The following is a 17,971-nucleotide window of genomic DNA, read 5'->3' on the forward strand; positions in this document are numbered from 1 at the left end:
TGCGGGGCTGACCAGCCCCGCGGACACAGAGGCCCGCCCTGGTGCTCGTGCACCAGGGCGGGCCTCTGTCGTCGTCCGCAGGATCAGCGTCCGCAGGGTCGCCGTCCGCAGGGTCGACGACAGCCTGTCGTCGGCTGCTGCTATCTGACGGCTGGGACCGGTGTCAGCCGGCTGAGCAGTCGGAGAGCGGCCTTCAGCCTGTCGTCGGCTGGGGCTCCTCGGCTGGTGGTGCTGCTGCTGTCAGCCGGCTGAGCGGTCGGAGCCCTCTGGGCCCTCGCCCTGGCTCCGCCCGGTCCCCTCGTTCATCACCGCGGCGAGCGAGCGCAGACGCGCGTTGTGCGCCAGGTCGTCCACGAGCACCACGCTGCCGCTGGAGTCTCCGAGCGGGACCTTCCAGTTCGGGTACTCCTGGTCGGTGCCCGGCTGGTTCTGCGCGCGGCGCTCCCCCACGGCGTCGGCCAGGGAGACACCGAGCAGCGCGGCCGGGGTCTGACGGATGTACCTGTGGAGAGCCTCGACGAGCTCGCGCTCCGACGGCTCGTCACCGACGAGCCCGCGGCTGGCCAGCGCGAGCACCATCTGCTCGCGCTCCTTGCGGGCCTCCTGGCGGACCTGGTGCACGGGCTCGGTGAGGAGCCCGAGCCGCTCGCGCAGCTCGACGTGCTCCCCGGCCAGGTATCCGGCGGTCGGCGGGAGGTCGTGGGTCGTGACGGTCGTCAGCGAGAGCGGGCGGTAGGCCTCAGGAGCCAAGGGCCGCCCGTCCTCGTCCTTCTCAAACCACAGGACCGAGGTGCTGAGCACACCGCGGTCGTTGAGGTACCCGCGGACCCAGGGCTCGACGACACCGAGGTCTTCACCGATGACCACGCCGCCCGCGCGGTGCGCCTCGAGGCAGAGGATCCCGATGAGCGCCTCGTGGTCGTAGCGCACGTAGGCACCCTCGTCGGCCGGGGTGCCGGCCGGGATCCACCAGAGCCTGAACAGCCCGATGACGTGGTCGATGCGCAGCGCGCCGGCGTGACGGAACACCGTCCGGATGAGGTCGCGATACGGCGCGTACCCGGCACGGGCGAGCTCGCGCGGGTGCCACGGCGGCTGCGACCAGTTCTGCCCCTGCTGGTTGTACATGTCCGGCGGCGCGCCCACCTCCATGCCGCGTGCCATCACCGAGGCCAGGGCCCAGGCGTCGGCGCCCTCGGGGTGCACGCCGACGGCGAGGTCGTGCATGATGCCGATCCCCATGCCGCTCTCGCGCGCAGCGCGCTGCGCCTGCTCGAGCTGGACGTCGGCGACCCACTGGAGCCACGAGTAGAAGTCGACCTCGTCGGCGAGCTCTTCGCGCAGACGCGCGACGGCCTCGGACCCCGGGGTGCGGTACTCCTCGGGCCACTCGCCCGAGCCGAGGTGGTCGGTGAAGGCGCACCACGTGGCAAAGCTCTCGAGCCCGCTGCCCTGCGACAGGCAGAAGTCCACGAAGGCCTTCTGGCGCGCAGCCGAGCGCGGCGCCTCGAAGACGACCCGGAGCGCGCTCTTCTTCGCGTCCCAGACCGCGTCGCGGTCGATCGGGCCAGGGTCTGTGCTCAGCTCGCGGACGTCGTCCGCGGCCCACTCGACCAGCGACCTGTCGGCGGCCGAGAGGTAGGCGGTCTCGCGGATGTCTTCGACCCGCAGGTAGATGGGGTTGACGAAGCGTCGGCTCACCGGCAGGTAGGGCGACGGCGTCATGGGGGTGGTCGGCTCCGCGGCGGCCACGGGGTTGACGAGCAAGAAGTCGGCGCCGAGCTGCTGGCCGCCGATCCACGCGATGTCGGCGAGGTCCGCGAAGTCGCCGATGCCCCACGACTGCCGGGAGCGGACCGAGTAGAACTGGGCCATGAGGCCCCAGTGCTGGCCGTCCGCGAGGTGCGCGGGCAGCTCGAGCCTGTCGGGTGTCACCGCGAGCACGGCGCGAGACTGGCCGTCACGGGTGCGGGCACGGAGCTCGTGCCAGCCGAGCGGGAGGTCGGCCGGGAGCTCGAAGGTCGCCCGGCCGATGGTCCGGCCGTCCACGGTCCGCGGCTCGACGTAGTCGTCGACCTGCGACAGCGCCACGTGCGTGCCGTCCTCGAGCTCGGCCCAAACCTCGACGTCCACGCCGTCGGTCACGTGCACGGGCACCTTGTAGGCCACGCCGCGGCGGGTCACGACGGTCGGCGGGAGCATCCGGCGCCACTCGTCGTCGACGACCGTCGCCAGCGCCACGTCGATGTTCTCGGGCGACGTCGCGTCGACTCCCAGCGCCCCGAGGATCGCGACGAGGGTCGAGGCGGGTGCGCTCTTCTTCTCGCCGTGGAATCCCCAGTGGTCGGGGGAGATCCCGTGAGCCTCGGCGAGGTCGACAAGTGCAGGTGAGAGGGTCGCGCGCTCAGTGGGGTCCACGTGTGAATCCTGCCAGAGACTCGCGGGTTGGGCATCACAGCGCGGGCGGTGTGGCGCAGCGCACCCTGTCGAGGTGCTGACTCACGCACGTCTGCGGGACGGGACCACGGGCGCGCCGGGGTCTCGGTAGCGTGGACCCCATGGCTCTCTCCTCCACCCTCAGCACCGTCAGCGCCTCAGCAGGCACCGAGCCCTTCGACGCCTCGAGCCTGAGCTCGTGGGGCGACTGGTTCGTCGGGACACCCTTGCGCCTGGTGCTCACGGCGCTCGTCGGTCTGGTCGTGCTCGTGCTGCTGCGCCGGATGATCAAGTCCGTCACGGACCACCTGGCGAGCGGTTCGCTCATGGACCGGCGTGGGCTGCGCAACCTCGCCGCGACAGGCGTCGGCACGGCGGTGCTGCAGACCAACCCGCTCGCCGCGGCCCGGCGGGCGCAGCGCGCCCGCACGATCGGCTCTGTGCTGCGCTCGACGGCGACCCTCGTGGTCGGGGCCATCGTCGTGCTGATGATGCTCGACGAGGTCGGCGTCAACATCATGCCGCTCGTGGCGTCAGCCGGGGTCGCCGGCGTCGCCCTCGGCTTCGGGGCGCAGAGCCTGGTGAAGGATTTCTTGTCGGGCATGTTCATGCTCTTCGAGGACCAGTACGGGGTCGGCGACACGATCACCGTCGGGGACGTCTCCGGGACCGTCGAGGCCGTCGCGCTGCGCATCACCAAGGTCCGCGACTCCTCGGGCACGCTCTGGTACGTGCGCAACGGCGAGATCCTGCGCGTCGGCAACCGCACCCAGGGCTGGGCCCGGGCGACGGTCGAGGTGGGGCTGGCCGTCGACGCCGACCTCGAGCAGGCGCGCGCCGCCCTCACCCGGGCCGGCGCCCGCCTGACCGCCGACCCCGTGCTCAGCACCTATCTGCAGGAGACACCCCGTGTGGTGGGCATCGAGACCCTCAGCGCTGCGGGCGTGACCCTCAACATCGAGGTGCGGACCAACCCGTCGATGCAGTGGGACGTCGCCCGCGCGCTGCGCGAGGCCGTGCGCACGGAGCTGTCCGAGGCAGGTCTGGCCCTCGCAGCCGAGTGAGCGGCCCGGTCGCCCGCCTACCGCGCTCGGGGCGGAGGGCGGGTAATCCCGGAGTGCGGGGAATCCTTGCGACGCAGTCACGAGGCTCCGCGCACAGTCAGGACGGGGTCGTGCGCGGTCGTCGGCTCAGCGCCAGCGGGCGATCTCGTCGCCGCGGCTGACCTGCTGGCCCGGCTCGGCGACCCTGTCGACGTCTGCAGGCTCGCCCTGGAGAGCGATGACGACGCACACCGTGGACATCCCCGCAGCCGCGACGGCGTCAGGGTCCCAGGTGATGAGGTGCTGCCCGGCGGTGACCTGGTCGCCCGAGGCGACGTGCAGCTCGAATCCCTCACCGCGCAGCGTCACGGTGTCGATGCCGAGGTGGACGAGGACAGTGCGCTCGTCGTCGGTCTCGATCGCGAAGGCGTGCGGGTAGAGCGAGCCGATCGTCCCGTCGACGGGGGCCTGGACGACGGTGTCCGTGCCTCCCGTGGCCGAGCGCGGCTCGATGGCCAGGCCGGGGCCGACGATCTCTTCTGCGAAGACCTGGTCGGGGACGTCCGCCAGCGCGACGACCTCACCCGACACGGGTGCGACCAGCCGCACCGGGGCGGGTGCTGGCTGGTCGGTCACGGCTGCGGCGTCCCCGAGGTCCACTTGTGACGCTCCGGTCAGCGGAGGCCGTCGAGCTCGGCGGCCAGGTTGTCGGCCTCCGGGCCGACGATGACCTGGACGATGCGGCCCGAGCGCACGACGCCGAAGGCGCCTGTCGCCTTGAGGTCGGTCTCGCTGATGAGGTCCGGGTTCGCGACCTCGACACGCAGTCGCGTGATGCACGGCTCCAGGTCGACGACGTTGGCCTGTCCGCCCAGTGCGGCGAGGATCTGCTGTGCCTTGCTCATGAAAGAACTCCTGATAGATCGTGGTCTGCGGATCGATGCCGGCCGTGCTCATCGACTCTGGTCCAAGAGTAGTCGCCTCGACGCGTTTTTACTGCGAGACTGCCTGGAGACTGCGCTGATCAGGAGGTACGGATGGACACCACTGCACCCCGCCCGTCGACGAGGACGGTCTCGGGGATCGGAGTCTGCGCCGGCCTGGTGGCCGGCCCCGTGGTGCACATGCCCCTGCCGATCGCCGAGCCCTCCCCCGGGCTCAGGCTCTCGCCGCGGGAAGACCACCACGCCCGTGCCGCGGCGATCCAGGAGGCGAGCGACCAGGTCACCGCCGACCTCGACGCCGACGCCGCCCGAGCCACGGGCGAGGCCCGCGGCATCCTCGAGGCCACGGCCGCGATCGCCGCGGACCCCACGCTCGTCGCCGACGCCCAGCGCCGGGTCCTCGACGACTACCTGGTCCCCGAGCGCGCCGTGTGGGAGGCCGCGTCCGACGTCGCCGAGCAGTTCGAGACGCTCGGCGGGTACTTCGCCGAGCGGGTCAGCGACGTGCACGACATCCGCGACAGGCTGGTCGCCCATCTGACCGGGCGGCCCAAGCCCGGCCTGCCGAGCTGCGACACGCCCTTCGTGCTCGTGGCGCTCGACCTCGCCCCGTCCGTCACAGCCTCTCTCGACCCTGCTCAGGTCGTCGCGATCGTCACCGACGGCGCTGGACCGACGTCGCACACCGCGATCGTCGCCAACGCCAAGGGCATCCCGGCGGTGGTCGCCGCCCAGGGTGCTCACGACCTCCTCCGCGACGGGCACTTCGCGCTCGTCAACGGCTCGACGGGCCTCGTGGTCGCCGACCCGACCGCAGACGAGCTCGCGACGGTCCGCGCCGTCGCCGCGAGGTCACGCACCTTCGACGGCGAGGGCCGGACGAAGGACGGGCACAGGGTCCAGCTGCTCGCGAACATCGGTGACCCGTCCGACGCCGAGCCGGCCGCCCGCGCCGGGGCCGAGGGTGTCGGGCTGTTCCGCTCCGAGTTCTGCTTCCTCGACCGTGAGCAGCCGCCGACGGTCGACGAGCAGGTCACCGCGTACAGGCGCGTGTTCAGCGCCTTCGCCGGCCGCAAGGTGGTCATCCGCACCCTCGACTCCGGGGCGGACAAGCCGCTCGCCTTCCTCACCTCCGACGACGAGGAGAACCCGGCGCTCGGCGTCCGTGGGCTGCGGACCGCCCTGCGCTCCCCCGAGCTGCTCGACCAGCAGCTCGAGGCCATCGCCCGGGCTGCCGCCGCGGAGACCGCGCAGGTGTGGGTGATGGCCCCGATGGTCTCCACGGTCACCGAGACCGAGCAGTTCGTCGCCGCGTGCACAGCCCACGGGCTCGACGTCCCGGGCGTGATGGTCGAGGTGCCCTCCGCCGCGCTGCTCGCCGGTCCGATCCTCGCGCGGGCCAGCTTCGCGTCGATCGGCACCAACGACCTCACGCAGTACACGATGGCCGCCGACAGGCTGCTCGGGTCGCTCGCCGAGCTGTCCGACCCGTGGCAGCCCGCAGTGCTCCAGCTCGTGGCCACCACCTGCGCCGGTGGCGCGCAGCAGGGACGGCCCGTCGGGGTCTGCGGGGAGGCCGCGTCGAACCCTGTGCTCGCCGTCGTGCTCGTCGGGCTCGGCGTCACGTCCTTGTCGATGACCGCACGCGCGATCCCCGACGTCGCCGCCGTGCTCGCCGAGGTGACGGTCGAGGAGTGCCGCGAGCTCGCGCTGCTGGCCACGTCGGCCGAGACCGCGCAAGACGCGAAGGCACGAGTGCGGTCGCGGCTGCCGGTGCTGGACCAGCTGGGGTTGTGAGTCTCTGGGGTTGTGAGTCTGTGAGTGTCTGACCCTCAGTCGCTCCCGTCCTCTCGGGCTCTCGGGCTCTGGGGCTCTGGGGCTCTGCCATCTGGTCTCCGCGGCTGTGACGCTGTGGTCCGTGGACTGGGCCTTGCGAAACACTCCTGTCATCTTCGGGCGGCACCATGTCCCGGTGACTCTCGAGATCTCCCGCGCCGACCTGGCCGACCCGCACCTGCACACGTTCCTGGCCGCGCACCTGGCCGACATGGCACCGACCGCCCCTCCCGAGAGCCAGCACGCTCTCGACCTCGACGGCCTGTCGCGCCAGGGCGTCCGGGTCTGGGTCGCGCGCCTCGACGGCGTCCTCGTCGGGACCGGCGCGCTCGCCGACCTGCCCTCTGACCTCGGCGACCACGACGGCGACGGCGACGACGACGACGAAGAGCGCGGCGACCGCAGCAGCCGAGGCGGCAGCGGCCACGACGGGCACCGTGCACCGGAGAGCTCCCACGCCGAGCTCAAGAGCATGCGCACCGACCCAGCCCGTCGCGGCGAGGGGATCGCCTCCCGGATGCTCGCGCACCTCGTCGAGGACGCGCGCAGCCGAGGGGTTCGCCGGATCTCCCTCGAGACCGGCAGCATGGAGTTCTTCGCCCCAGCCCGCCGGTTCTACGCCGCGGCCGGATTTGTGGAGTGCCCGCCCTTCGGGAGCTACGTGGACGACCCGCACAGCGTGTTCATGACCCTCGAGCTCTGAGACCGAGGTGAGACCGAGAGCCCCTCTCAGCCGCGCTCCGGTCTCGTCGCCGTCTCGTCGTCGATCGCGTCAGGGTCGTCAGGCTCGAGGACCTCGGGAAGGTCCCCCGGACGGACCTTGGGCATCCGACCGGCCGGGACGATCGCGAGCGTCGCGATGCCCGCGAGCGCGAGCAGCGAGATCTGGAGCGCCCGCAGCCGCGCCTCGCTGTTGACCTCGATCGCCGCGGCCAGCTCGACAGGGTTGGCTGTCGTGCGCGCCAGGACCTCGGCGACCTGGGCGTTGCTGAGGAAGTTCACGTCGTCGAGGTCGACCTGCGCGACGAGGCCGGGTGGGATCTCGGGGTGCTGGGCGGCGCTGCTCGCCACCGTCGAGGCGAGCACGCCGACCGCGAAGGCGCTCGCGACAGCGATGCCGACGCTCCCCGACAGGTTGTGGACCAGCCCTCGCCACGCCCCGACGTCACCGGCGAGCTCACGCGGCGCCGAGGACAGCAGGGTGTTGAACACCAGGGCGACGATCGCTCCCTGCCCCAGGCCCAGCAGGACCAGGCCGAGCACGACGAGCACCTGGCCCCAGTCGTTCTTGATGGTGAAGGCGAGCAGCACGAGCGCGAGGGCGACGACGACGAACCCGCAGCGGGCCAGCAGGCTCGGCGAGTACCGCGCGTAGAGGTACGCGACGAAGGTGCTGGCGAGGAAGATCGACAACGTGTACGGGATGATCGAGAACGACGTCTGGATGCTGGAGCGCCCCTGCACCACCTGGATGTACAGCGGGATGAGGAAGTTCGCCGCTGTCCCGACGAACAGCATGATGGCCATGCACGCCGTGACGGCCTTCTCCGAGCCCGTCGCGAGGACCCGCAGGTCGAAGATCCGCGACTGCCTGGCGTCCTGGCGTCGGCGCACCCAGCGGAAGAAGACCTGCCCGAGCACAGCCCCCACGATCACGAGCACGAAGGCAGGCGAGAGGCCGAGGACCTCGACGGGGGCCTGCGGGGTGGCGAGGACGACGCCCCACGAGCCCAGGCCGCTGAAGCCGAAGCTCAGCGCGATGATCGCGGCGGCGGCGATCCCGGCTCCGACCCAGTCGATCGACAGCCCTGGCTGCGGGGGCACAGGCTTCAGCCTGAAGCTCAGCGCGAGGTTCACGGCGCCGAGGGCCACCATGAGCGCGAAGGAGTACCGCCAGCCGATGGTCGTCGCGAAGGTCCCCGCCACGAGCAGCGCGAGGACCCCGGCTGCGGGGATCGCAGCGGCCAGCAGGCCGATCGCCTTGGCCTGCTGCGGACCGTGATAGCTGGTCGCGATGAACACCGTGAGGGCCGGGGCAATGAGGGCGATGACCGCGCCCGAGGACGCCTGGGCGACGAAGAGCATCGCGGGGCTCTGGCTGAGCGCGACGCCTGCCATCGCGAGCGCGTGGATCGCGACGGCGACCTGGAAGACCGTGCGCGACCCGTACCTGGCACCGACCTTGGCACCGAGCAGGATGAAGGCGGCCATCGCGAAGGTGCCGGCGGTGATCGCCGTGCCGACCGACGTCGCGGGGGTGCTCAGGTCTGTGGTGATCCCCTCCATCGAGACCGTGAGCGCGTTGACGGCGAAGGACGCCTGGATCTGGGTGAGGACGACGACGACCAGCGGCAGCCACGGTGCGGCCTGCGTCGTGTGCGTGGTCTGGGACGGTGAGGTACTCATCTGGACCCTCCGATCAGGGAGGACGCGCACGCGGTCTCCTGGCTCGAACGTAGGAGCACAGGGGGTCCACTGGCAAGCATCTGGTGAGGTGGGTCACAAGAAGGCCTGCGGACCACCCCGAGCGCGACGGCCCCAGGCGCCTCGACCCGGGTGAGCGTGCGCGGGCCGGCCGGGAACTTTGCGATGATGGCTGGGTGAGCGACCAGACCCCCGGACAGACCGACGTCTTCTACGACCAGGTCGGCGGCCACGAGACCTTCGTCAGGCTCGTCGACGCCTTCTACGAGGGCGTGGCCGAGGACGAGATCTTGCGTCCCATGTACCCCGAGGCAGACCTCGGGCCCGCCAAGGAACGCATGACGCTGTTCCTCGAGCAGTACTGGGGCGGTCCGACGACCTACTCCGACACCCGCGGGCACCCGCGGCTGCGGATGCGGCACGCGCCCTTCAAGGTCAACCCGGAGGCTCGTGACCACTGGTTGCTGCACATGCGCAGCGCCGTCGACTCTCTCGACCTCGCGCCGCTGCACCGCGCCACCCTGTGGGACTACCTGGACCGGGCTGCCCACTCACTCATCAACACCTTCGACGAGTAGGAGCTCCGCGTGACCGACCAGACCGAGGCCACAGTGCAGACCGTCTCGCCCGACCAGACGGCCCCGCACGACCCGCTCGCTCATCTGCTGTCCGTCCTCGACCTGCAGTACCTCGGGGCCGAGACCGGAGAAGACGTCTACTCCGGCGCGAGCGTGCACCAGCCCAACGGTCGTGTCTACGGAGGTCAGGTCCTCGCCCAGGCACTCCTCGCCGCCGGGGCGACCGTGGACCGCGGTCGTCTCCCCCACTCGCTGCACGGATACTTCCTGCGGGCCGGAGACATCCAGCAGCCCGTGGACTTCGCCGTCGAGCGCCTGCGGGACGGCCGCTCCTTCAGCGCCCGCCGGACGCACGCGTACCAGAGCGGCAGCGCGATCCTCTCGATGATCACCTCCTTCCAGGAGCTCCAGGAGGGCGTCGAGCACTCCTCCGCCATGCCTGACGTCCCGGCCCCCGACGAGGTCCGCTCCGCTCAGGAGGAGCTGGGCGCCATCGACCACCCTGTCGCGGACTTCTGGTCGCGGCAGAGCGCCTTCGACGTCCGTCACGTCGACGGCTCCCTGTACCTCGGCCCGCGCGGCGAGCAGACCGACCGTCAGTGCGTGTGGATGCGGGCCCGCGGAGAGGTCCCGGCCGACCAGCTGATGCACCGCGCGCTCCTCATGTACGCGTGCGACCAGATCATGCTCGAGCCCGTCCTGCGCAAGGGTGGCAACAGCTGGATGACACCGGGCCTGAGCGTCGCGAGCCTGGACCACGCCATGTGGTGGCACCGCGACGTGCAGGTCGACGAGTGGTTGCTGTTCGTCCAGGGGTCACCCTCGGCCCAGGGTGGCCGAGGGCTCGGGACGGCCGAGGTGTTCACGCAGGAAGGTGTGCTCGTCGCGAGCGTGGCCCAGGAGGGCATGGTCCGCGTCCCGTAGGCTGCGCGGCGCTGGGGCCGGGTCACGCGCTGGCTCTTGCGCCGGGTCCCGCTCTGGCCCGGGCTCTGAACTGGTTCTGGGCGCGCACCCGCTCTGGCTCGGGTTGTGGTTCTGCACAGGCTCCGGCTCCGGCTCTGGCTCTGGCTCTGGCTCTGGCTCTGCACAGGCTTCAGGATGCTGCGCCGCTCGCGCGGGGTCAGAATCGTCCCATGCCTCGCCTCCGCCGTGTCACCGTCTCCCAGCCTGGCATCTCCCGCCGGCGCAGCGGGAGCGGCTTCAGCTATGTCGACCCCTCGGGTCAGCGCGTCGAGGACCCCGAGGTGCTCGAGCGCTGCCGTGACCTCGTGGTGCCGCCAGCCTGGGAGCAGGTGTGGATCTGCCCGTACCCCAACGGGCACGTGCAGGCCTACGGGATCGACGCTGCCGGGCGCGGCCAGTACATCTACCACCCGCAGTGGCGCGAGCGCCGCGACAGGGCGAAGCACGACCACGCCCTCGAGGTCGGGTCGAGGCTCCCGGGGGCGCGGGGGCGGGTCACCCGCGACCTCCAGCTGCCCGGCATGCCGCGCGACAAGGCCCTCGCCGTCGTCTTCAGGCTGCTCGACGTCGGGCTCTTCCGCCTCGGCGGCGAGTCCTACGCCGCGAAGAACGACAGCCACGGCGTCTCGACCCTGCTGCGGTCCCACGTCACCGCCCGACGTGACGGGACGGTGCGGTTCCAGTTCCCGGCGAAGTCCGGCAAGGACCAGGACATCACGATCGAGGACCCCGACGTCCACGCGGCCGTCCGGACCTTCCTGCGTCGTCGCGACCCCTCCGACAGGTTGGTCGCCTGGCGCAAGCCCGGCAGCCCCGCGACGTGGCACACAGTCTCGTCTGCCGACGTCTCCGGCTACGTCAAAGAGCGCCTCGGCTCCGACGCGAGCGCGAAGGTGTTCAGGACCTGGCACGCCACCGTCCTCGCGGCCCAGCTGCTCGAGGCAGCCGGTCCCGCGCCCTCGTCCGACCGCAAGCGCAAGACTGTCGTCACCGGCGTGGTCCGCACAGTCGCGGGCGAGCTCGGGAACACCCCGACGGTCGCCCGCGCGTCCTACATCGACCCGCGCCTGTTCGACCTGTGGGAGCGTGGCTCGACCATCCCGCCGTGCAGCACCCGCTCGGCCGCCGAGGCTGCGGTGATCAGGCTCCTCGGCGACGGAAGCTGACGGGCTCCCCGACGAAGGGCTCCCACGCAGCGCGCTCGTGAGGAGCGATGCGGCGCGGTGAACCCGTCGCGGCCGAGACGAGGACGATCGTGGTGACGGCCCGCGCGACGGGTCGTGCGGTCGACCCCGGGCCCGATCGCCCGGTCGGGCTCGCGTCGTCGTGCACCTCGTAGCAGACGTCGAGGCTCGCGCCGCCCATGTGCCCGATCCACATCTCGACCCGCACAGGTCGCCTGGCGAAGCCGAGCGGCCGCAGGTACTCGATCTCCTGACGGGCCACGAAGGTGTGGGAGGAGGCACCGGGACCAGAGTCGAGGACCGCCGTGGGCCAGGCGTCGTGCGCGGCCGCCGGTGACGCCTCCTCTGCAGGATGCGCCCAGAAGGCCGTGATCCGCGCCTCTTCGAGGATGCGGAACATCTCGACGTTGTTGACGTGGCCGTAGGCGTCGAGGTCGGACCACCTGAGCTGGACGGGGACGAAGAGACGAGTCACCCGACAAGTTCAGCACACCTCGGGTGGGACCTCGCGACGCTGCCCAGCGCCAGCCGACCCCCGGACGGATGCTGGTCCGGTCAGCGGGCAGCGAGGGCCGCAGCCGCTCGGCACTCGTCCAGGAGGTGCCGCTGGGCCTCGACAGGCTCGACGACCGACAGGCTCGCGACCGCCGAGACCTGGACCCGCAGCCGCCGTTCTGCGCGCCTGGCCGCCCTGTTCGCGCCGATGTAGGACAGCAGACGTGCGATGAGAGCGAGGATCACGCCGAGCAGCAGCCCGACGACCACCAGCAGCGTCGGGATGGGGTATCCCTCGATGTCCGGCGAGCTCGCCACGGGCAGCTGGATGAAGGAGAGCACCGCCAGGCCCGCGAGCCAGAGCACCCCGACGAGCAGCACGGCCACCGCGGCCCACTGCACGGCCGACGCGACCGACCACCAGCGGGGACGCCGCTCACCGTCGAGCTCGGTCCGTGCGACAGCCTGGTCGAGGGCGTCGGGCAGCCCGTCGTCCCGGACGAGTGCGCGTGTGGCCAGCACCCACGGGCCCGGCGCTCCGGCCGAGGCACCGTCGACGTACTCCCGGACGGCTGTGTGGGTCTTGGCAGCCATCGCCGCGTCCATGGGCGGCAGAGACGTGCGGCTCAGCTCGGTCCGCACGTCCCGGCGCAGCAGGTTGAGCCGCCGCAGAGGGTCGGAGCGCAACCGTCCGACCCACCGTGTCAACGGCCACCCCGTGGCAGCCCGGGCACGCAGCAAGGACGACGCACGGACCGCGTCGACCACCACGTCAGCACGTGCCGCGTGCAGCAGCGCCGTCGTCAGCTCGCCTCGCGCTGCGGCCCGGTTGCGCATCTCGCGCGCGGGGCCGCACTCCTGCGAGACACGCTCGGCAGCGGCCCGCACGTCGGCGAGCAGTCGAGAGGTCGCGGCCTCGCGGGCGGCTGCGGCCGAGGCAACGAGCGAGCGCAGCTCGCCCACGCCTTGTCCGGTGACAGCAGAGAGACCGATGACGGGGCACGACCCGAGCCCGTCCTGGGCTGCGAGACGGCGCAGGTCCGCCAGGCACTGGAGCTGGTCGACGTGCGAGAGCCTGTCGATCTGGTTGAGCACCAGGACGACGACGCCGGCATGACCGGCAAGTGGGCGCAGGTACTGCTCGTGGAGGACGGCGTCGGCGTACTTCTGCGGGTCGACCACCCAGACGAGCAGGTCGGCACGGTCCACGAGGAGGTCGGAGCGCACCCGGTGCTCGACGACCACGGAGTCGTGGTCTGGCAGGTCGAGGAGGACCAGACCCTGGTTGTCGGCTCCGGGCTCGAGGAAGGTCCGCAACGGGACGTCGAGCCAGTCGAGCAGCCGGGACGCCGCCTGCGCCCCCTGCGGGTCTGCCTCCCAGACTGCCGCCATCGCCCGCGAGGTGGTCGGCCGGCGGACCCCCGGGGTCGCCAGGTCGTGACCGGCGAGCACGTTGAAGATGGAGGACTTCCCCGAGCCCGTCGAGCCTGCCAGCGCGACGACAGTGTGGTCGACCGACTGGTCCAGCCTCGCACGGGCGTGTGCGGCGACCTGCTCACCGCGCTCGACCGTGGGCCCGTCGAGCCATCCGCGCCCGGCCTCGAGAGCACTCTCGAGCGCCTGGACCCGCAGGGTAAGCGCCTCGCTCCGGCGGCGGCCAGAGGTCGCGAGAGCCCGCATCAGCGCGGACCTTCCCGGTCGTCTGGTGCTGGTGCTGGTGCTGGTGCTGGTGCTGGTGCTGGTGCTGGTGCTGGTGCTGGTGCTGGTGCTGGTGCTGGTGCTGGTGCTGGTGCTGGTGCTGGTGCTCGGAGAGTGTCGTCCCGTCGGGACGCGTCTGTGCGGTCGACGTCGCCTGATCGGGGCTGGACGACAGTCGGACCGCTGGCCTGTGAGCCTGCCTCTGGCCAGCCGCTCGGAGCCGGCGGGACCGCGGGCTGCCCGGCGTCCTGACGGTCCGCCCGACGGTGCCAGAACCTGCTGAGCATGCCGCGACGTGCGGGAGGCGACGGCGGTGGTGGTGGCACCGGAGCAGCGTACGGGCTCTCGACGATCTCGAGGTCGGCCCCACGCAGACGTCCGACCCGCACCCGCTCGTCCGCCTCGAGCGTCCCACCTGCGCCGGCGCTCGCGCCGACGACGTGGCCGCCCGTGACGGCTCCGTCGAGCGGCACCGTCGTCGGGTGCAACGACGGGGTCGCCCGACCGGCCCGTCCCTGGGCAGCGGCACGCTGGACGGCGTACGCCCTGGCCCTCAGCTCCGGGCCCGCACCTCGACCCAGGCCCTCTGTCGAGCTGGCCCGGGTCGTCGAGCTGGTTGGGTCCGTCGTGGTGTCACTCCCAGGGCGGGTGGTGGACCCTGACACCTGTCCAGCACCGTCCGACGTCCCGCCCTGACCGGTCGGCGTGCCGCTCTCCCCGGCACCGAAGGCCTCGTCGATCCGGGAGGTGAACCGTGCGGCCTCGGCGTCGAGGAGCGCACGGACGCGCCGGGTGAGCAACCCGTGCGCGTCGCGCGCGAGCGCACGCACGGCGTCGTCACCGAACACACCTTCGAGGAGACGCTGGGCGAGGAGCACCGACCCGCCTGCGATCCCGACCTCGGCGCCGGTGAGCCCTCCGGTCGAGGCGAAGACCACGATCATGAGTGCTGCGCCGATCCCGTTGACCCCGACGGCCAGGACCCGTGCCCGTCCGCGCTTGGAGGCGCCGCGCTCGGACACGAGGGCGAGCACGTCACCCTGCCAGCCGCGGACCTGCTCCGCGAGGTCCTGACGCAGCGCGCCCGAGGCCCTCGAGAGGTCGAGAGAGGGGCCCAGCGCGGCACCGGCGGTGTCGTCCTGCCACGCCGAGTAGGACCGTTCTGCCGCTCGGTCCGCGGCGTCGAAGACGATGGCCTCGAGGTTGCTGCTGATCGCGACCGCAACCTTGGGCGCGCTCCCTGGGCGGCCGCGGAAGAACCCGCTGACAGCGTCACGGACGCGGCCGATCCGCTCTTCGACCCCGCGCATGAACTCACCGGTCCCGACGAAGTCCTGCCAGCGTGAGAGCACCTCACCACGCAGCATGGACCCGTCGGAGGTCGACGTGCTGATCTCGCGCGCCGCCTCGTCGCATGCCCGCTCGACGGTCCGCCGCAGGGCAGAGGCCACGGCGTCCTGGGCGTCGGCAGCGTCGGCGAGCACGAGCGCCCGGCCGACGAGGTCGTCCACGACCCCGTCCCGGGTCGCGGCCACGACGGCGTCGCGGGCTGTCGCGTCGCTCCCGACAGCAGTCAGCCAGCGCGACACCGGCGCGACGAGGCTGACGGGGAGCAGACCGTCCACGAGGGACGTCTCCCGGATCACGAAGACCGGGGCGTGACCGAGCCCGCGCGCGGCGAGCATCTCGCGGAGGTGGTCGGCGACGACCTCCGCCCCGGGGTCGATCCTGTCGACGACGATCGCGACCTGCGCGCGTCGGGAGGCGCCCTCGTCGAGGAGCTCCCACGGGACGGCGTCGGCGTAGCGGGCGGCCGTGGTGACGAAGAGCCAGAGGTCGGCCGCGGCCAGCAGCTGAGCGGCGAGCTCTCGGTTGCCGGCGACGACCGAGTCGACGTCGGGGGCGTCGAGGATCGCGAGACCGCGCGGCAGCGCCTCGGACGGGACGAGGCGCAGAGAGCGCGAGGGCCTGTCGTCACCGTGCGGGCGACGGTCCGGGCTGCGACCGGGCCCCGACGCGCCGTGCGGGGGTGGGGGCGGCACGCTGGACGGGGTCCCGCCCGTCTCGCGAGCGAGGTGAGGGAAGATGCGGTCGCTCGTGAACCACTCAGTGTCGAGCGGGTGGTGGACGAGGACCGGCGACCGGGTCGTCGGGCGCAGCGCTCCGGGTGCGGTGACCCGTTCTCCGAGGATCGAGTTGACGAGTGTCGACTTGCCGGCGCCTGTCGACCCGCCGACGACGACGAGCATCGGTGCGTCCTGCGACCTGAGCCGCGGGAGCAGATAGTCGTCGAGCTGGTCGAGGGCCTTGGTCCGCTCCGCCCGTGCCCTCGGAGCGGTGACCGTCTCGAGCGGGAAACCCGCCCTGTGGATCGCGGACCGCAGGTCCGTCAGAGACGACACCAGGTCGACGACGACACGATCGTCGTCGTCGACCTGGTCCGCGTGCGGCGATCCGTCTGTCATGGATGCAGTCTGCCGGAGTTTCCCCTGGTCCACACCCGTGGCGGACAGATCAGTCGCGGGTGAGCTTGCGGTGCGTGACGCGGTGCGGACGTGCGGCGTCGTCACCGAGGCGCGCGACCTTGTTCTCCTCGTACGAGGCGAAGTTCCCCTCGAACCAGTACCAGGACGCGGGGTTCTCCTCGGTGCCCTCGTAGGCGAGGATGTGGGTCGCGACCCTGTCGAGGAACCAGCGGTCGTGAGAGACCACGACGGCGCAGCCCGGGAACTCCAGCAGAGCGTTCTCGAGCGAGCCGAGGGTCTCCACATCGAGGTCGTTGGTGGGCTCGTCGAGCAGCAGGAGGTTCCCGCCCTGCTTGAGGGTGAGCGCCAGGTTCAGACGGTTGCGCTCTCCACCGGAGAGCACGCCTGCGGCCTTCTGCTGGTCCGGGCCCTTGAAGCCGAAGGCGGCCACGTAGGCCCGCGACGGCATCTCGACGTTGCCGACCTTGATGTAGTCGTTGCCGTCGGAGACGACCTCCCAGAGCGACTTCTTCGGGTCGATGCCACCACGCGACTGGTCGACGTAGGAGATCGAGACCGTCTCACCGATCTTCAGCTCGCCGCCGTCGAGGGGCTCGAGGCCGACGATCGTCTTGAAGAGCGTCGTCTTACCCACACCGTTCGGGCCGATGACACCCACGATGCCGTTGCGCGGCAGCGTGAAGGAGAGCCCGTCGATGAGGGTGCGACCGTCGAAGCCCTTGTTGAGGTCGTTGGCCTCGATGACCACGCTGCCCAGACGCGGGCCCGGCGGGATCTGGATCTCTTCGAAGTCCAGCTTGCGGGTGCGGTCTGCCTCGGCAGCCATCTCTTCGTAGCGCGCCAGACGAGCCTTGGACTTGGTCTGGCGGCCCTTGGCGTTCATCCGGACCCACTCGAGCTCGTCGGCGAGACGCTTGGCGAGCTTGAGGTCCTTCTTGCCCTGGACCTTGAGGCGCTCGCCCTTCTTCTCGAGGTAGGTCGAGTAGTTGCCCTCGTAGGGGTACAGGCGCCCGCGGTCGACCTCGCAGATCCACTCCGCGACGTGGTCGAGGAAGTACCTGTCGTGGGTCACGGCGAGGATCGCACCGGCGTAGGAGGACAGGTGCTGCTCGAGCCAGAGGACCGACTCGGCGTCGAGGTGGTTGGTGGGCTCGTCGAGGAGCAGCAGGTCGGGCTTCTCGAGGAGAAGCTTGCAGAGCGCCACGCGGCGGCGCTCACCACCGGAGAGGACCTTGACGTCGGCGTCCGGCGGCGGGCACCGCAGCGCGTCCATCGCCTGCTCGAGCTGCGCGTCGAGGTCCCACGCGTCGGCGTGGTCGAGCGCCTCCTGGAGCTCTCCCATCTCGGCGAGGAGGGTGTCGAAGTCGGCGTCGGGCTCAGCCATGAGGGCCGAGATCTCGTTGAAGCGGTCCAGCTTGCCCTTGATCTCTGCGACGCCCTCTTCGACGTTGCCCAGGACGGTCTTCTCCTCGTTGAGCGGCGGCTCCTGCAGGAGGATGCCGACGGAGAAGCCTGGAGACAGGCGTGCCTCGCCGTTGGAGGGCTGCTCGAGCCCCGCCATGATCTTGAGGATGGTCGACTTGCCGGCACCGTTGGGGCCGACGACCCCGATCTTCGCTCCGGGGAGGAAGTTCAGCGTCACGTCATCGAGGATGACCTTGTCGCCGTGCGCCTTGCGCGTCTTGTACATGGAGTAGATGAACTCAGCCACTGGCTCTCTGTCCGCCTCATGCTCGTCGGGCGCAGGAGCGGGTTCGCTCGCGCGCAGTTCTAGGGGATGCCCGCCGCTCGCCGCACGACCGCAGCCCCGACGACGACGCACGACTGGTGCGAGATCGAGAGGAGACCACGGGGCCGAGCGACCCGGCGGGATGCTCGACCCCC

Annotated in this window: 14 protein-coding genes; 6 read left to right on the forward strand and 8 right to left on the reverse strand. The window is 71.4% G+C overall.

Annotated features, from left to right (window positions below; genetic code table 11):
* Nucleotides 1-240: 240 nt before the first annotated feature.
* On the reverse strand, nt 241-2,418 hold the full coding sequence (gene malQ / locus HZZ10_RS07355; protein ID WP_056129769.1) for a 4-alpha-glucanotransferase: 2,178 nt from the start codon (nt 2,416-2,418) through the stop codon (nt 241-243).
* 140 nt (nt 2,419-2,558) lie between these two features.
* Here malQ and HZZ10_RS07360 point away from each other — a divergent pair, with 140 nt between their 5' ends.
* Entirely contained in the window at nt 2,559-3,500 is a 942-nt protein-coding gene (locus HZZ10_RS07360; RefSeq protein WP_179913018.1) for a mechanosensitive ion channel family protein, read from the forward strand.
* Between the two features lie 126 nt (nt 3,501-3,626).
* On the opposite strand, the gene HZZ10_RS07365 is transcribed toward HZZ10_RS07360, so the two are convergent.
* Together HZZ10_RS07365 and HZZ10_RS07370 are read right to left on the reverse strand one after the other, a co-directional pair.
* Nucleotides 3,627-4,139 carry a PTS sugar transporter subunit IIA gene (locus HZZ10_RS07365; protein ID WP_308507520.1) on the reverse strand — a complete coding sequence of 171 codons (513 nt, stop codon included), beginning with the start codon at nt 4,137-4,139 and terminating at the stop codon, nt 3,627-3,629.
* A gap of 14 nt (nt 4,140-4,153) precedes the next feature.
* Entirely contained in the window at nt 4,154-4,384 is a 231-nt protein-coding gene (locus tag HZZ10_RS07370; protein WP_056129765.1) for a PTS sugar transporter subunit IIB, read from the reverse strand.
* Nucleotides 4,385-4,516: 132 nt separating this feature from the next.
* Here HZZ10_RS07370 and ptsP point away from each other — a divergent pair, with 132 nt between their 5' ends.
* Together ptsP and HZZ10_RS07380 are read left to right on the forward strand one after the other, a co-directional pair.
* Nucleotides 4,517-6,220, forward strand: coding sequence for a phosphoenolpyruvate--protein phosphotransferase (ptsP, locus tag HZZ10_RS07375; RefSeq protein WP_179913019.1), 1,704 nt, complete (start codon nt 4,517-4,519; stop codon nt 6,218-6,220).
* A gap of 175 nt (nt 6,221-6,395) precedes the next feature.
* A complete protein-coding gene (locus HZZ10_RS07380; RefSeq protein WP_308507521.1) occupies nt 6,396-6,962 on the forward strand; it encodes a GNAT family N-acetyltransferase in 567 nt (188 codons plus the stop codon).
* Nucleotides 6,963-6,988: 26 nt separating this feature from the next.
* Here the strand turns inward: HZZ10_RS07380 and HZZ10_RS07385 are convergent, their stop codons facing one another.
* Nucleotides 6,989-8,665, reverse strand: coding sequence for an MFS transporter (locus HZZ10_RS07385; protein WP_179913020.1), 1,677 nt, complete (start codon nt 8,663-8,665; stop codon nt 6,989-6,991).
* 194 nt (nt 8,666-8,859) lie between these two features.
* On the opposite strand from HZZ10_RS07385, the gene HZZ10_RS07390 reads away from it, so the two are divergent.
* The 3 genes from HZZ10_RS07390 (at nt 8,860) to HZZ10_RS07400 (ending at nt 11,390) form a co-directional block, all read left to right on the forward strand.
* Nucleotides 8,860-9,261 carry a globin gene (locus tag HZZ10_RS07390; protein WP_056129749.1) on the forward strand — a complete coding sequence of 134 codons (402 nt, stop codon included), beginning with the start codon at nt 8,860-8,862 and terminating at the stop codon, nt 9,259-9,261.
* Nucleotides 9,262-9,270: 9 nt separating this feature from the next.
* Complete coding sequence (locus tag HZZ10_RS07395; protein WP_308507522.1) at nt 9,271-10,185, forward strand: acyl-CoA thioesterase; 915 nt, start codon at nt 9,271-9,273, stop codon at nt 10,183-10,185.
* A 209-nt stretch (nt 10,186-10,394) separates the two neighbouring features.
* The gene (locus HZZ10_RS07400; protein WP_179913021.1) at nt 10,395-11,390 is read left to right on the forward strand and encodes a DNA topoisomerase IB; all 996 of its coding nucleotides are present in this window, start codon (nt 10,395-10,397) and stop codon (nt 11,388-11,390) included.
* Here HZZ10_RS07400 and HZZ10_RS07405 read toward each other — a convergent pair.
* From HZZ10_RS07405 to ettA, 4 genes are all read right to left on the reverse strand, one after another.
* A complete protein-coding gene (locus tag HZZ10_RS07405) occupies nt 11,365-11,883 on the reverse strand; it encodes an acyl-CoA thioesterase (RefSeq protein WP_179913022.1) in 519 nt (172 codons plus the stop codon). The genes HZZ10_RS07400 and HZZ10_RS07405 overlap by 26 nt on opposite strands.
* Before the next feature lie 80 nt (nt 11,884-11,963).
* Nucleotides 11,964-13,583: a GTPase gene (locus HZZ10_RS07410; RefSeq protein ID WP_056129739.1), complete on the reverse strand. Its 1,620-nt coding sequence runs from the start codon at nt 13,581-13,583 to the stop codon at nt 11,964-11,966.
* Nucleotides 13,583-16,066: a dynamin family protein gene (locus HZZ10_RS07415; RefSeq protein WP_179913023.1), complete on the reverse strand. Its 2,484-nt coding sequence runs from the start codon at nt 16,064-16,066 to the stop codon at nt 13,583-13,585. The genes HZZ10_RS07410 and HZZ10_RS07415 overlap by 1 nt, the downstream gene beginning before the upstream one ends.
* 49 nt (nt 16,067-16,115) lie before the next feature.
* A complete protein-coding gene (gene ettA, locus HZZ10_RS07420) occupies nt 16,116-17,798 on the reverse strand; it encodes an energy-dependent translational throttle protein EttA (RefSeq protein WP_056129736.1) in 1,683 nt (560 codons plus the stop codon).
* Nucleotides 17,799-17,971 lie beyond the last annotated feature (173 nt).

This window comes from Sanguibacter inulinus, from assembly GCF_013415325.1.
In the GTDB taxonomy this organism is placed as follows: domain Bacteria; phylum Actinomycetota; class Actinomycetes; order Actinomycetales; family Cellulomonadaceae; genus Sanguibacter; species Sanguibacter inulinus.

Excerpts from the sequence above, each read along its gene's own strand:
- HZZ10_RS07360 (WP_179913018.1), top strand. The coding sequence starts at position 2,559 with ATGGCTCTCTCCTCCACCCTCAGCACCGTCAGCGCCTCAGCAGGCACC.
- HZZ10_RS07370 (WP_056129765.1), bottom strand. The coding sequence starts at position 4,384 with ATGAGCAAGGCACAGCAGATCCTCGCCGCACTGGGCGGACAGGCCAAC.
- ptsP (WP_179913019.1), top strand. The coding sequence starts at position 4,517 with ATGGACACCACTGCACCCCGCCCGTCGACGAGGACGGTCTCGGGGATC.
- HZZ10_RS07385 (WP_179913020.1), bottom strand. The coding sequence starts at position 8,665 with ATGAGTACCTCACCGTCCCAGACCACGCACACGACGCAGGCCGCACCG.
- HZZ10_RS07400 (WP_179913021.1), top strand. The coding sequence starts at position 10,395 with ATGCCTCGCCTCCGCCGTGTCACCGTCTCCCAGCCTGGCATCTCCCGC.
- HZZ10_RS07410 (WP_056129739.1), bottom strand. The coding sequence starts at position 13,583 with ATGCGGGCTCTCGCGACCTCTGGCCGCCGCCGGAGCGAGGCGCTTACC.
- HZZ10_RS07415 (WP_179913023.1), bottom strand. The coding sequence starts at position 16,066 with ATGACAGACGGATCGCCGCACGCGGACCAGGTCGACGACGACGATCGT.